This window comes from Synechococcus sp. CBW1108 (genome assembly GCF_015840335.1).
In the GTDB taxonomy this organism is placed as follows: domain Bacteria; phylum Cyanobacteriota; class Cyanobacteriia; order PCC-6307; family Cyanobiaceae; genus Cyanobium_A.
The window spans coordinates 67,306-80,274 of record NZ_CP060395.1 but is presented as its reverse complement, the minus strand read 5'-3'; the positions used below and the strand labels follow the sequence as shown (position 1 = coordinate 80,274).

At 68.1% G+C, this 12,969-nt stretch carries 14 protein-coding genes; 5 read left to right on the top strand and 9 right to left on the bottom strand.

Annotated features, from left to right (window positions below):
- Positions 1-87 precede the first annotated feature (87 nt).
- Positions 88-261 (top strand): hypothetical protein, encoded by a 174-nt coding sequence (locus H8F27_RS00445; RefSeq protein WP_197150089.1) that lies wholly within the window; start codon positions 88-90, stop codon positions 259-261.
- On the opposite strand, the gene H8F27_RS00440 is transcribed toward H8F27_RS00445, so the two are convergent.
- From H8F27_RS00440 to rpoD, 4 genes are read right to left on the bottom strand one after another with little or no spacing between them, the layout of a single operon-like run.
- Positions 233-2,245 carry a chloride channel protein gene (locus H8F27_RS00440; protein WP_231596413.1) on the bottom strand — a complete coding sequence of 671 codons (2,013 nt, stop codon included), beginning with the start codon at positions 2,243-2,245 and terminating at the stop codon, positions 233-235. The two genes, H8F27_RS00445 and H8F27_RS00440, sit on opposite strands and share 29 nt — an antisense overlap.
- Positions 2,220-3,170, bottom strand: coding sequence for a hydroxymethylbilane synthase (gene hemC / locus H8F27_RS00435; protein WP_197150086.1), 951 nt, complete (start codon positions 3,168-3,170; stop codon positions 2,220-2,222). The genes H8F27_RS00440 and hemC overlap by 26 nt, the downstream gene beginning before the upstream one ends.
- 25 nt (positions 3,171-3,195) lie before the next feature.
- On the bottom strand, positions 3,196-3,588 hold the full coding sequence (locus H8F27_RS00430; RefSeq protein WP_197150079.1) for a DUF1824 family protein: 393 nt from the start codon (positions 3,586-3,588) through the stop codon (positions 3,196-3,198).
- The gene (gene rpoD, locus H8F27_RS00425; RefSeq protein WP_197150076.1) at positions 3,588-4,949 is read right to left on the bottom strand and encodes an RNA polymerase sigma factor RpoD; all 1,362 of its coding nucleotides are present in this window, start codon (positions 4,947-4,949) and stop codon (positions 3,588-3,590) included. Before rpoD ends, H8F27_RS00430 begins: the two co-directional genes overlap by 1 nt.
- 340 nt (positions 4,950-5,289) lie before the next feature.
- Between rpoD and priA the strand changes: the two genes are divergently transcribed.
- Entirely contained in the window at positions 5,290-7,527 is a 2,238-nt protein-coding gene (priA, locus tag H8F27_RS00420) for a primosomal protein N' (RefSeq protein ID WP_197150072.1), read from the top strand.
- On the opposite strand, the gene H8F27_RS00415 is transcribed toward priA, so the two are convergent.
- Genes H8F27_RS00415 through H8F27_RS00405 form a run of 3 tightly spaced genes read right to left on the bottom strand, consistent with a single transcriptional unit; the run spans position 7,524 to position 10,086 of the window.
- Positions 7,524-8,639 carry a DUF3153 domain-containing protein gene (locus tag H8F27_RS00415; RefSeq protein ID WP_197150070.1) on the bottom strand — a complete coding sequence of 372 codons (1,116 nt, stop codon included), beginning with the start codon at positions 8,637-8,639 and terminating at the stop codon, positions 7,524-7,526. The genes priA and H8F27_RS00415 overlap by 4 nt on opposite strands.
- Positions 8,632-9,510 carry an acetylglutamate kinase gene (gene argB, locus H8F27_RS00410; RefSeq protein ID WP_197153262.1) on the bottom strand — a complete coding sequence of 293 codons (879 nt, stop codon included), beginning with the start codon at positions 9,508-9,510 and terminating at the stop codon, positions 8,632-8,634. The genes H8F27_RS00415 and argB overlap by 8 nt, the downstream gene beginning before the upstream one ends.
- 15 nt (positions 9,511-9,525) lie before the next feature.
- Entirely contained in the window at positions 9,526-10,086 is a 561-nt protein-coding gene (locus H8F27_RS00405) for a DUF2854 domain-containing protein (protein WP_197150067.1), read from the bottom strand.
- Positions 10,087-10,109: 23 nt separating this feature from the next.
- Between H8F27_RS00405 and H8F27_RS00400 the strand changes: the two genes are divergently transcribed.
- Positions 10,110-10,298 (top strand): hypothetical protein, encoded by a 189-nt coding sequence (locus H8F27_RS00400; RefSeq protein ID WP_197150064.1) that lies wholly within the window; start codon positions 10,110-10,112, stop codon positions 10,296-10,298.
- Between the two features lie 20 nt (positions 10,299-10,318).
- Here H8F27_RS00400 and H8F27_RS00395 read toward each other — a convergent pair whose 3' ends face one another.
- Entirely contained in the window at positions 10,319-10,828 is a 510-nt protein-coding gene (locus H8F27_RS00395) for a single-stranded DNA-binding protein (protein ID WP_197150062.1), read from the bottom strand.
- 32 nt (positions 10,829-10,860) lie between these two features.
- Here H8F27_RS00395 and H8F27_RS00390 point away from each other — a divergent pair, with 32 nt between their 5' ends.
- Entirely contained in the window at positions 10,861-11,661 is an 801-nt protein-coding gene (locus tag H8F27_RS00390; RefSeq protein ID WP_197150060.1) for a precorrin-6A/cobalt-precorrin-6A reductase, read from the top strand.
- Positions 11,658-12,011, top strand: a complete 354-nt coding sequence (cutA, locus tag H8F27_RS00385; protein ID WP_197150058.1) for a divalent-cation tolerance protein CutA — start codon at positions 11,658-11,660, stop codon at positions 12,009-12,011. The genes H8F27_RS00390 and cutA overlap by 4 nt, the downstream gene beginning before the upstream one ends.
- On the opposite strand, the gene H8F27_RS00380 is transcribed toward cutA, so the two are convergent.
- On the bottom strand, positions 11,980-12,969 hold the full coding sequence (locus H8F27_RS00380) for an adenosine kinase (RefSeq protein WP_197150057.1): 990 nt from the start codon (positions 12,967-12,969) through the stop codon (positions 11,980-11,982). The genes cutA and H8F27_RS00380 overlap by 32 nt on opposite strands.

Below are 12,969 nucleotides of genomic sequence, written 5' to 3'. Positions count from 1 at the left end.
AGATCGGTTCTTATCGCCCCCCCCCCCGGCTCTTCTGGCGGTATCTTTTAGGCCCCAATGAGGTCTTGGACCTCGATTCGTCCATCCATGACTCCGGCTTCCCAACCCCACCAGCCCGCCGAACCCCAGGTCAGCACAACGCTGAAATGGGCCAGCGATGGGGAGTTGTCGAGTCTCGATCTGGAGCGCATCCTCGAGCGGCTCTGCGCCGTTGATCCCGCGGCCCATGAGCTTACCCGTCAGCTTCAGCTGAATTCCTGACCAGGCTGGAGCTCCGGGCCAGGGCCCTTGCCATGCCATCGCGGCTCGCCAGACCCCGCAGTGCAGCCACAGGCAGCCCGGGATTGGGTAATCCATGGGGCAGGGCAGCCGTTCTGGCGTCCTGCACATCGAAAACTGGTACCTGGCGCAGGCCATTGGGGGTGAGCTGGTCTTCCAGTTCGGCCAGCTGGGCGTCCAGCGGCAACCACACCAGATCTCCGCGCCGGCAGTCGATCAGCTTGAGCATCGTTGGCACCTTGGGGGTTGTTTCGGTACCGGTCTGGGTGGGCCTGGGCTCGGCGTTGAGGGCCCGCTGCAGATCAGCCAGGGTTACCAGCCCCACCACCCAGGATCCCTCTGCCACCACCAGGCAGTGGCCATGGGCGTCGACCAGCTGGCGCAGGGCTTGACTGGCCGCCAGTTCTGCCGGCAGCACCAGGGGTGCCTCTGGCTCGAAGGCCTCAGCCACCGGCAACGCTGCCAGTTGGCGGCGACGTTGCTCCTCAATCGGGTCGGGGCCGAGCAGGCCCGGATCGGCCAGCCCCTGCCAGCGTTCCACCAGGGCGGCACTGAGCCCGGCGGCGGCCATCAGCGGCAACACGATGCGGATATCGCGGGTGAGTTCAAACAGCAGCAGCAGGGCCGTAAGCGGCGCCCGGGCACTGCCGGCCAGCACCGCGGCCATGCCCACCATGGCGTAGGCGGGAGGTTCGGCTACGGGCAGGTGCAGGCCGCTTTCGCCGAGCAGCTGGCCGTAGCAGTTGCCCAGCACGGCGCCGAGCACCAGGGCAGGGGCAAATCCGCCCCCCACAAATCCGGTGGCATTGCTGATGCCCGTTGCCAGTAGCTTCACTCCCAGCAGCACCAGCAAGGTGAGCAGCGGTACGCCGCCGTTGCTGCCCAGCAGGGCCTCAACGGTGTCGTAGCCCACCCCCAGTACCTGGGGAAAGCCAAGGGCGATTAGGCCCACGCATGCCCCGCCCACGGCGGTGGGCACCCCGGGTGGCAGCTTGGCCAGCCAGGTTTGCAGCCTTTCGCTGCGGCCTGCGGCCAACAGGCTCACCAGGGCCCAGGACATCAGGCTGGCGACCAGGCCGAGCCCCAGGTAGAGGGGCAGCTCCAGGGGGGAACGCACCTCGTAGGCAGGCAGCCTCAGGATCGGCGTGTCGCCCAGCAGCAATTGGGTGACAAGCGATGAGGCCACGGCTGCCACCAGCACAGCCCTCAGGCTGGGCCGCCCCTGGATGGCGCTGAAGCTGCCCTCAAAGGCAAAGAAAACACCGGCAATGGGGGCCTTGAAGCCAGCTGCCAGCCCTGCGGCCACCCCCGCTGCCACCAGAGCCTTCTGACTCTGGGGCGACAAACCGCCGCGCAGGGCCACCCAGAGCCCCAGGTTGCCGCCACTTTCCACGCTCGGTCCCTCCGGGCCGAGGGAGGCGCCACTGCCCAGGCTCACGGAGGCGCCCAGCAGGCGCAGCAGGGGGAGTCGGGGCTGGGCTGGCAGGGCGCCATCGGCCATGGCCATCAGGCTCGGCAATCCAGGCCCCAGCTCGCCGCCGTAGCGGCGCAGCAGACCCACGGCCAGGCCCCCCAGGGTCGGCACCACCACCACTGGCCACAGGCGGATCCAGTCGGGCAGTAAGGAGACGGGCAGCACTGCCGGCTGGGGAGCGGCGGGGGGTGGCGGCAGAAAACCCAGGCCGCCCAGGCCAACCTGCAGCAGGGCCTTTAGGGGCGTGCCCGTATCCGGCGGTAGGGGGGGGAGCTCAAGCGGCGGCTGGGGCGGTTGGGCCCGACCAAAGGAGAGCAACCCATCTACGAATGGTCCGAACAGGCCGTTGTTGATGAAGCCCAGCAATTCATGGAAGCCCACCACGGCCAGGCCCGTCAGAATGCCGACCAAGGCGGCCCAGGCCAGCAGGTTCCACTGGTAAGGGCGAGCTGAGGGCTCGCCGGCTTCAGGCTTCAGGCCGGACCGTTGCAAAGATCTCCTCCAGGATCTCTCCGGCCCCCTGGGCCTTCAAGGTGTGCGCCAGGGCCATGCCGATCGCCTCGGGATCCGTCTGGGCCCCCCGGGCCTGATCGCGGATCAGCCGCTCGCCATCGAGGCTGGCCACCATGCCCGTCAGCACCAGCTCATCGCCCTCAATGCGGCTGTTGACGCCGATGGGCACCTGGCAGCCACCCTCCAGTTCCCGCAGAAAGGCCCGCTCCGCCAGGCAGCGTCGGGCGGTGGGGAGGTGCTCCAGCGCCCGAATCTGAGCGAGCACCGCTTGGTCGCCCTCCCGGCACTCGATGCCGAGGGCCCCCTGGCCCACGGCGTGCAGGCAGATGGAGGGATCGAGCAGTTCGTGGATGCGATCCGCCAGGCCCAGGCGGCCCAGGCCCGCGGCAGCAAGGATCAGAGAGTCATAGTTGCCGGCATCCAGCTTCTCCAGGCGGGTGATCACGTTGCCGCGCACGTCCTTGAACAGCAGCTGGGGGTAGTGATGGCGCAACTGGGCCAGGCGGCGCAGGGAGCTGGTGCCCACCACCGAACCCTCAGGCAGGCTGGCAAGGTTGCGGTCCCGGTGCTTCGCATGCACCACCAGGGCGTCGGCCGGATCTTCCCGCTCGGTGATGCAGCCCAGCATCAACCCCTCAGGCAGGTTCGTGGGTAGGTCCTTGAGGCTGTGGACGGCGATGTCGGCCTGGTCGACCAGCATCTGTGCCTCGAGCTCCTTGGTGAAAAGACCTTTGTCGCCGATTTTGGCCAGGGCCACATCGAGGATCTTGTCGCCCTTGGTGGCCATGGCCTCGATCGTGATCTCCAGGCCGGCGTGGGCCTTGGCCAGTTCATCGCGCACCCAGTGGGTTTGCACCATGGCCAGCTGGCTGCGGCGGGAGGCGATGCGCAGGGGTTTGGCCATCGGTGCCAGATCACAGCAGGTCACACTAGGGGCCGAAGAAATCAAGGGGCAAGGGCCCCCAGGTGTCCTCGGCGGCGGGATCGCCAGGGTTGTGGCCGGTGATCAGCAATCCCTCGCCCAGGCCTGTTTCCGGACGCACCAGAAAGCGGCCCGTGTGCTGGTTGGCCTTGAGAAACACCGCGCCGGCAATCTTCTCGGGCGCCTCGACGGCGGGGTCTGGGGCCAGGGGGGGCCAGCCCAGCGCTCGCTCCAGCTGGCGCAGGCACTGGAGGGCCGCCAGGGCCGAATCGGCCATCACCCCAGCTGTGAACCATTCACAGGCCTCCATGCCTTTAAGCAGCTCGACCATCAAGGCCTTGCTGTCGGCGACCGCCAGGGTTGGGGCGCTGCGCAATCCGCGCAGGTCATCCAGCCGCACTATTTGATGTACTCCTTCAGCACGCCGTTGCGGTTGGGGTGGCGCAGCTTGCGCAGGGCCTTGGCCTCGATCTGGCGGATGCGCTCGCGGGTCACATCGAAGATCTGGCCAATCTCTTCGAGGGTCTTCATGCGGCCGTCATCGAGGCCGTAGCGCAGGCGCAGCACGTCGCGCTCCCGCGGGCTGAGGGTGGCCAGCACCCCTTCGAGGTCTTCCCGCAACAGGTTTTTGGCTACGTCCTGCTCGGGATTTTCGATGTCTGCCTCAATGAAGTCACCCAGGCGGGAGTCTTCTTCCTTGCCGATCGGAGTTTCCAGGGAGATCGGCAGCTGGGCGCTCTTGGCGATGAAGCGCAGCTTCTCGATGGTCATTTCCATCGATTTGGCGATCTCCTCCTCGGTGGGCTTGCGGCCAAATTCCTGGGAGAGGGTCTTGGTGGTTTTCTTGATCCGTGAGATCGTTTCGTAGAGGTGCACCGGCAGGCGGATGGTGCGGCTCTGGTCGGCGATGGCCCGGGTGATGGCCTGGCGGATCCACCAGGTGGCGTAGGTGGAAAACTTGTAGCCCTTCTCGTGGTCGAACTTCTCGGCGGCGCGGATCAGGCCGAGGGAGCCCTCCTGGATCAGGTCCTGGAAGCTCAGGCCCCGGTTCATATATTTCTTGGCGATCGACACCACCAGGCGCAGGTTGGACTGCACCATCTTTTCCTTGGCCCGGCGGCCGAGCATGAGGCGGCGGCGGAACTTGATCACCGGCATGTCCACCAGCGCGGCCCACTCCTTGGTGTCCGGGTGGTAGCTGTGATCGGCTTCAAACTGGGCCGCCAGCTCCTCCAGTTGCAGTAGGTCGGCGATCTTGCGGGCCAGTTCAATCTCTTCGTCGGCCCGCAGCAGACGGATCCGACCGATCTCCTGGAGGTAAACCCGGATCGAGTCTTCGGTGTAGACACCCTTGGGGCCCACCTTGATGCTGGCCAGCACCTTGGCGGCCTTGGCATCGGCCTTTTCCTTCTCCCCGTCGTCATCGATGGGGCTGCTGATCAGGAGTTCAGCTGCGGCGGCGGCGGCGGGCTGGACTGTCTTGGCCGATTTTTTCTTGGCGGGTTCTGATTTAACGGTATCTGTTTTGACAGTACCTGATTTAAGAGTGCCTGCTTTGACGGTGCCGCCCTTAGCAGTGCCGGCCTTAGCAGTGGCGATCTTGGCAGTGCCGACCTTGGGGGCGCTGGCTTTGGCTGTGGTGGCTTTGGTTTTGGCCGCAGCCTTCTTGGCCTTCGGTTCCCCAGCCACTTCCGACGCTGTGGCTGGGGAGACCATCAGAATTTCCGGGCTTGCTTTGGGCTGGGTAGCAGCGGGGCTCATGGGAAACGGGAACTGGAGTAGAGAGCGGCACAAAGCCGAAAGGGGGACCGGTGCGTCTCAGCATCAGCTGATAACCAGCCCGAAACAGGAACCTGATTCAGGCGGGAGGCACAAGTGGGAACGACCGGTAACTTCAGGGCTGGGAACGACCCGGCAAATTGCAAAGGGTCGGCGGCCGAAGCCTGGGCAGTGCTGTCAGGGGTGGTCGCAGACCGGGAGCCCGAATGGTGGGAGGCTGGCTCCCGAGGGTCTCTCTTCAGGTCTTCCCGCTGGAAGGAACTCTGCTCAGTTCCGACGGCAGCCCTTGGACTGCCCAACCCCCACATCCTAAGAATGGGCCGTGACCTTTGCAAGCACATCGGGGCCCTGGCTCCAGATCTGGCTGGAGGCCGGCCGGGAAGGCCAGATTTTTACCTATGCCAATGCGGAGCAGGAGCCAGCTGGGATCGGCGATCTGGTGCGGGTTCGGCTGCAGGGCCGTCCCCATACCGGCCTGGTGGTGGGAGCTATGCAAAAGCTGCCGGCCAGTCTCAGCGGTAAGACCATGCAGCCGATCCTGGCGGTGTGGCAACGGGCCGCCGTAGATGGCCAGTGGCAAAACCTGATCGCGGCCGTGGCGGCTGCCTGCCACACCAGCATCTTCAAAACTCTTAAAAGTGCCCTCCCCCCAGGCTGGTTGGGCCAGCGCCGTCAGGGCCCCAGCGGCGGGCCCAGGCCGATCTGGTTGGTGCAACGCTCCGCCGCGCCGCGGCCAGAGCAGCGCCTCACCCCCCGCCAACTCGATTTATTGGCCCATCTGGAGCTCCAGCCCGGGCCCGTGCCCCTGCGGGAGCTCTGCGCTGGCGGTGGCTTCAGCCGTGCCGTGCTGAAGGGATTGGAAGAGCGGGGTCTGGTTCATCGATCCCAGGGCCAGCCCCACCTCCTCCCCTCGCCGCCCCCGGGTGGGGTCGGCCCTGGGGCGGTCCTCACCCAGGCCCAGGCCGCTGCGGTGCGGGCAGTCCTGGGCGCGCCGCCCGGTCGGGAATTCCTGCTCTGGGGCGTCACCGGTGCCGGCAAAACCGAGGTCTATCTCCAGGCCGCGGCCTACGCGCTCGCGGCGGGTCAGGGTTGCCTACTGCTCACGCCAGAGATCGGCCTGATTCCCCAGCTCCTCGATCGGGCCCGCGAGCGCTTCGGCAGCCGGGTTGTTGAGTTTCATAGCGGCTTGTCCGATGCGACCAGGGTGGCCACCTGGCGGCGCTGCCTTGGCCCTGAACCGGTGCTGGTCGTGGGCACTCGCTCGGCCATTTTTCTGCCCTTGGCGCAGCTGGGCCTGATCGTGCTGGATGAGGAGCACGACAGCTCCTACAAGCAGGACAGCCCCATGCCCTGCTACCACGCCAGGGATGTGGCCCGCCTGCGGGCCAGGGAAAGTGGGGCACGGCTGGTGCTTGGCAGTGCCACCCCCTCTCTGGAGAGCTGGTTGGGCTGCCAGGGATCCAATCCTGCCATCGAGCTGCTGCGTTTGCCGGAGCGGATCGGCTCGCGGCCCCTGCCAGCGGTGCGGGTGATTGACATGCGCCATGAGCTGGCAGATGGCCACCGCCGCCTGATCAGTAGGGCCCTGATGGGTCGACTCGAGCAGCTGCAGGAGAAGGGCGAACAGGCGGTGGTGCTGGTGCCCCGCCGGGGCTACCGGGCCTTCCTGAGCTGCCGCAGTTGCGGCGAGGCGGTGCTCTGCCCCCACTGCGATGTGGCCCTCACCGTGCACCGCTCCAAGGCCGGCCAGGAGTGGCTGCGCTGCCATTGGTGTGACCACCGCGCCGAGCTCGGCGATCGCTGCGGCCACTGCGGCTCCACCGCCTTCAAGCCCTTTGGTGCCGGCACCCAAAGGGTGATGGAACAGTTGGCCGCCGAGCTGGAGGGGCTGCGGCTGCTGCGCTTCGACCGTGACACAACCCGCGGCAGGGATGGCCATCGCCGCCTGCTGGATCGTTTTGCCCAGGGGGAAGCGGATGTGCTGGTGGGCACCCAGATGCTGGCCAAGGGCATGGACCTGCCCCGGGTCACCCTGGCGGCGGTGCTGGCGGCCGACGGTTTGCTGCACCGACCCGATCTGCGCTCCTCGGAGCAGTGCTTGCAGCTCTTGTTGCAGCTGGCGGGCCGGGCCGGCCGGGGCGAACGGCCCGGTGAGGTGCTGGTACAGACCTACAGCCCCGACCATCCGGTGATCCGCCATCTGGTGGATGGGCGCTACGAGCAGTTTCTGGCCGAGGAGATTCAGCTGCGCCGCCAGGCTGGGCTGGTGCCCTTCAGCCGGGCCTGCCTGCTGCGGCTGAGCGGGCCCACGGCCAGCGCCACGGCCACCGCAGCGGCCGCCCTGGCAGAAAGGATCGGTGCCGGCCTGGAGGAGGCCGGCTGGCTGTTGATCGGCCCTGCCCCGGCCCCGGTGGCACGGGTGGCGGGCAAGAGTCGCTGGCAGCTGCTGTTGCATGGCCCCGCCGGCCAGGCCCTGCCCCTGCCCAGTGAGGCCCTCCTGCGTCAGGGCTTGCCCGCCGGGGTGGGACTGGCGATTGACCCCGACCCCATCAGCCTCTAGGCGGGTAGCTCGGGCAGGCCGAAACCCAGGGCCCGGCGCAGGCGCACCAGGGCCAGCACCAGGGCGAGGCCCGCCGCGATCAGCAGTCCGCCCAGGCCGAGCCCACTCCAGCGCCAGCAGGAAAGGTGCAGGCTGTTGAGCGCTCCGAACTGTAGGGGCCAGAGCAGGGCCACCCGGCCGGGCACGGCGGTGGCAGGCTCCGGGCTGGCCTGCCGCACCGCCAGCGCCCCCACCGGTTCGAATTGAAGGCTGGCCCGGAAGCCCGGTATGGGGCTGATATTGCGCAGATCAACCGCCAGCTTAAGGGTCTGCTGCACCCCCACCAGCCAGTTGCGCTCTTTCAACCCAACCATTGGGGTGGGCAGGCTGATGCCGCCCAGCTCGGCCGCTTGCTCCAGGTTGGCCGCCAGCAGGGCCAGGGCCTGGGGGGCCGCGAGCACCGGGCTCTCCAGCCGCAGATCCCCGCCGGCATGGGCTTGGGTGCGGGAGGCCGGAGTGGGGCGAAAGCCCTGGCTGCGCAGGCTCTGGCTGAACTGGCGCTGCCAGGGGTTCGGCTGGGTGCGGCCGCTCAGCAAGGCGTGGGAGATCTGCAGCCGCCCTGGCCCCTTGAACTCCAGCTCGGTGCGCACCTCCATGCAGCCACTCAGCAATACGGTGAGCAGCAACAGCAGCATCGCCAGCAGGGCAAAGCCCAGGGGAGCCCGGGTCGGCCCCACCGGCGGCGGCGGGGGAGACAGCGGCTTGCTGGAGCGCCGCTGCCGCGCCAGCTGTTGCATCTGGCCTCCCATCGCCTCGGCCGAGCCCAGATCCGGCAGGGTTATCGACCAGTCGCGGGGCCGCTCCAGGGCCGGCGCCTCCAGCACGCTAAGCAAATCCTGGGCCTGGGCCCGCACGCTGGCATCCCGGCAGCGTTTGATCTGGCGGCAACACACCATGGCGCGGCTGTTGTCGCCCCGGCCCATCCAGGCGGTGGCCAGCACCAGCTGGATCTCCGCCCCCAGCAGGGTGGCCGGGGAATGGTCCGGCACCAAGGGCTCAAGCAGCTGTATTACCCGGCCGTAGTCCCCCCGCTCCAGGGCGGCCCGGGCCAGAGCCAGCTGGGCGTCAGCCATGGCTGGAGCGTTGGCTGCCCACCACCATGGTGCCGATGCCCGCGTCGCTGAAAACCTCGAGCAGCAGGGCGTGGGCCACCCGCCCATCAACGATGTGGGCCGCCGCCACTCCCTGGGCCAGGGCCCGGATGCAGCACTCGGTTTTGGGGGTCATGCCGCCCTCTACCACCCCTGCTCGGATCAGCTCACGGGCCTGGGACAGGCTGAGTTGGCGGATTAGGGAGCTCGGGTCGGAGCGATCCCGCAGGATCCCGGCCGTGTCGGTGAGCAAGATCAACTTTTCGGCCTGGAGGGCCGCCGCCAGTTCGCCGGCCACCGTATCCGCGTTGATGTTGTGGGCCTGGCCCTCGCCATCGGCCGCCACACTTGAGATCACCGGGATGTAGCCGGCATCGAGCAGGGGGAAGAGCACGGAGGGGTCGACAGCTGCCACCTCCCCCACCAAGCCGTTAATCCCTTCGGCGTAGGTGCGGGCCCGCACTAGGGAACCATCGCTGCCGCACAGCCCCACGGCCTTGCCGCCGACCCGGTTGAGGCCATTGACGATGTGCTTGTTGACCCGGCCCGCCAGCACCATCTCCACCACGTCCATGGTTTCCGGGGTGGTGACCCGCAACCCATTGCGAAAGATCGGCTCGATGTTGAGCCGGGTGAGCCACTCGTTGATCTCCGGGCCGCCGCCATGGACCACCACCGGCTGGACGCCCACCGAGGCCAGCAGCACCAGATCGCGGTAGACGGCGTCGCGCAGCTCTTCGCGCACCATGGCGGCGCCGCCGTACTTGACCACCACCCGGCGGCCGGCAAAGCGTTGGATGTAGGGGAGGGCCTCACTGAGGACCGACACCCTCAGGGTGTCCTGGTTGCTGATCAAGGGTTCGGAGCTCTAGGTGGGTTGTTCGCTCGCCCCGGCTTGGGGCACCAGGGCCAGGCTGAATTCGCCCAGGCGGCCAGCCTGGATCTCGGCGTTCAGCCCTGGCCCGAAGAAGCGGCTGAGGCGCTCACGCCGGGCCTGCCAGCGCTCCAGGGGGACTCCGGCGCAGCGGAAGCAGAGGCGCAGGCCGTAGTGGCCGCCACAGTCGAGCTCTTCCACACTGAGCAGCTGGGGGGGGGCCTCCTCATCCCAGAGCTTGAGCGCCTCCAGGGAGCTCTCGAGGTGGGCTTTCTGGCCGTAGCGCCAGCGATCCACGTCGGCCAGCAGCTTGCGCAGGGGCTCGCTGGCGGCCTGCTCGCGCAGCTGCTTGAACCGGCTTGCCGGAGTGAGCCGCTCGGGAGGAGGCAGCTCTGAGGATTTCAGGGCCAGGCCACCCAACAGGATCGGGATCCCGTAGAAGATCGTGGGCAGGCTGAGGTTGGGGATGTCGGTGGCGTAGGCGATTGTGCCGATCACCGTGAGCACGGCACCAGCAATGGTCACCAGGCTGCCTGGGGAGAGAATGGCTTGCATCCAGCCATCTTCCCGTATCCCCCATGGCCCATGAGCCCGGCACGGCCCAATTGATCGAAGCCCTCAGGGCTGACCGGCTTTGGTTGCTGCGCCAGATCGATGCTGGCCGCTGGCCGCAATGGCGGCTTGATCTGGCGGCCCTGGAGCGGGAGCTGGGCCAGCTGCTGGATCAGCTCAGGGAAAGGGAAGGGAGCGGTGACAGGCCCCTTTGATCAGAACAGGCAGCTTTGACTCAGAAGGGAATGTCGTCTTCTTCGGGAAGGTCTGATACCAGCGGAGAGGTGTTCCAGGTGGGCGCCTGGCTGGCTGGCTGGGGCACTGGCGCTGCAGGGGTTGGGGGGCGAGCTGGGGCCCGGCTCGCCGTAGGGGCGGGGCCAGGGCCTGGGCCGGAGGAGGAAGCGGGGGCGGGGAAGGAAGAGGAGGGAGCTGCAGCGGTGCCAGCTCCGATGGCATGGAGCCTGGCCAGGGTGAATTCAGCCCGTTTTTCCTTTACCCCGTCCGGGCGGGTGACGGTGTTCATGCGCAGGCGGCCTTCCAGCATCAGGCGCTGGCCCACCTGCACCCTGTTCTGGAGCTCCTGGGCCAGGTTGCCCCAGCCCACTACCTTCAGTTGGGCCGGGGGGGCGTCGGGCCGCAGGCCGTCCATCTGCACGGCCATCTCCGCCACCGGCGTCTGGTTGTCCTGGGTGTAGCGCACCTGGGGCGCTTCGAGCACCTCGACTTCAAGCAGACAGTGATTCACTCCCCGGCAACCATGGGTGGGGCCCCATCCTGATGCACCGACCCGAAATGCACCAGGACTGTCCGCGGCTGTGGCTGATTTCCGGCACGGGGGAGGGGCCTGAGCTGGCCGCGCAGCTGCTTGAGCGGGGCTGGCAGCTGACGGTGAGTGTGGTCAGTCCGTCCGCTGCCCAGGCCTACCGCTCCCATCCGGGGCTGGCCATCCAGGTCGGTGCCCTGGGGGGTGAAGCCGGTGTGGAGGCCGAGCTGGCCACAGCCGCCACCGCTGGCCTGCCCTATCTGGTGGTGGTGGATGCCAGCCATCCCTTCGCCCGTCAGGTGAGCCGTCAGCTCGCTGCGGTCTGCAGCCACCGCGGGCAACGGCTGCTGCGGCTGCTGCGCCCCAGCCCGGAGGGCCCGGCCACCCTGCTTTCCGGGCTTGAGGATCTCCGTGCGATCCCCCTCGCGGGCGAGTCCCTGTTGCTGGCCATCGGAGCCCGCCAGTTGGCCCAGGCTGTGGCCTGTAGCTCCGGGGCCCGTCACCACGCCAGGCTGCTGCCGAGTGCCCACTCCCTGCAACAGGCGATGGCGGCTGGTCTGGCCCCCGAGCGGGTGGCCTGCCTGCGGCCAGGGTCGGGTGAGGGGGTGGAGTGGGCCCTGGTGCGCCGCTGGCGGATCGGCACCGTGCTGGCGCGCCAGTCGGGTGGATCGACGGAACGCCTGTGGCGGCACGTCTGCAGCCGCGAGGGGCTTCGGCTGCTCTTGCTGGCCCGCCCTCCCGAGCCAGAGGGGTCGGAGCTCCTCAGCCAGGGCCCCTTGTTGGAGACACTGGACGTCCTGTACGGCCTGCCATGACCCCATCGCCCCCGACCCCGTCCATCGCCCTGGTGCTCACCACCGAAGCCAACCCTGATCGGGCCCGCACCCTGGCAGCGACCCTGCTGGAGCGCCGGTTGGTGGCCTGCGCCAGCCTGCTGCCGGTGCAGTCGCACTACCGCTGGCAGGGAGGGATCACGGCGGATGAGGAGGTGCAGCTGTTGCTGAAAACCAGCCCCGAGCAGCTGGAGCCCCTGCGCCTGGCACTGCAGGAGCTGCATAGCTACGAGACCCCCGAGTGGATCCATTGGACGGCGCGCACCGCCGGGGGCTACGGCCAGTGGCTCAGCGAAAGCCTCAGCCCAGATGCTGGGCCACCAGCTCCCTGAGGGAGCCCTGGGGACGGGGACCGAGCTGGGTCACCACCTGGCCGGCACAGAGGGAGCCCAGGCGGCCGCAGGCGGCGATCTCCTGGCCCTGGGTATAGGCGTGCAGGAAGCCGGCGGCGTAGAGGTCGCCGGCACCAGTGGTGTCCACAAGGGGGCCAAGGCGGTAGGGCTCCACCTGGTGGGTGCCGGATCCATTCAGGATCAGGGAACCCTGCTCGCTGCGGGTGAGGGCTGCCACCTTGCAGCGGCCCCGCACCTGGTCGGCGGCCTCTGCAAAGCTGTTGGCCTTGTAGAGGGCCGTGATCTCCATTTCGTTGGCAAACAGGATGTCGACGTGGCCATCCACCAGCTCCTGGAAGCTGTCGCGGTGGCGCTCGACGCAGAAGGCATCGGAGAGGCTCAGGGCCACCTCGCCGCCATGGGCGCGGGCCACTTCGGCCGCGGCGATGAAGGCCGCCTTGGCCTCGTCGCTGTCCCAGAGATAGCCCTCGAGGTAGAGCACCTTCGCCTGGGCCACCATCTCTAGATCCAGATCGGCCGGATCCAGGCCCACCGATGCCCCCAGGTAGGTGCACATGGTGCGCTGGGCATCGGGCGTCACCAGGATCAGGCAGCGGGCGGTGGAGGGGCCCTCCGTGGCGGCCGGGGTCTCGAAACGGGCCCCCACCGAGCGGATGTCGTGGGCAAAGATGCCGCCGAGCTGGTCGTCGCGCACCCGGCCAATGAAGCCGGCCCTGCCGCCCAGCTGGGCCACCCCCGCCAGGGTATTTGCGGCTGAACCGCCGGAGGTCTCCAGGCCAGGCCCCACGCTGGCGTAGAGGCGCTCCGCCTGATGTTCATCGACCAAGGCCATCGTGCCCTTGGTCAGGTCATGGTCCTCGAGGAAACGGTCATCGGCCTGAACCAGCACATCCACGATGGCGTTGCCGATGCCGACAACGTCGAAGCACTTTTCCAT

Coding starts and splice junctions, on each gene's coding strand:
- H8F27_RS00400 (WP_197150064.1), top strand. CDS start 10,110: ATGGCCCATGAGCCCGGCACGGCCCAATTGATCGAAGCCCTCAGGGCT.
- H8F27_RS00380 (WP_197150057.1), bottom strand. CDS start 12,969: ATGGAAAAGTGCTTCGACGTTGTCGGCATCGGCAACGCCATCGTGGAT.
- rpoD (WP_197150076.1), bottom strand. CDS start 4,949: ATGAGCCCCGCTGCTACCCAGCCCAAAGCAAGCCCGGAAATTCTGATG.
- H8F27_RS00415 (WP_197150070.1), bottom strand. CDS start 8,639: ATGGCTGACGCCCAGCTGGCTCTGGCCCGGGCCGCCCTGGAGCGGGGG.
- H8F27_RS00445 (WP_197150089.1), top strand. CDS start 88: ATGACTCCGGCTTCCCAACCCCACCAGCCCGCCGAACCCCAGGTCAGC.
- hemC (WP_197150086.1), bottom strand. CDS start 3,170: ATGGCCAAACCCCTGCGCATCGCCTCCCGCCGCAGCCAGCTGGCCATG.
- H8F27_RS00405 (WP_197150067.1), bottom strand. CDS start 10,086: ATGCAAGCCATTCTCTCCCCAGGCAGCCTGGTGACCATTGCTGGTGCC.
- H8F27_RS00390 (WP_197150060.1), top strand. CDS start 10,861: ATGCACCGACCCGAAATGCACCAGGACTGTCCGCGGCTGTGGCTGATT.
- cutA (WP_197150058.1), top strand. CDS start 11,658: ATGACCCCATCGCCCCCGACCCCGTCCATCGCCCTGGTGCTCACCACC.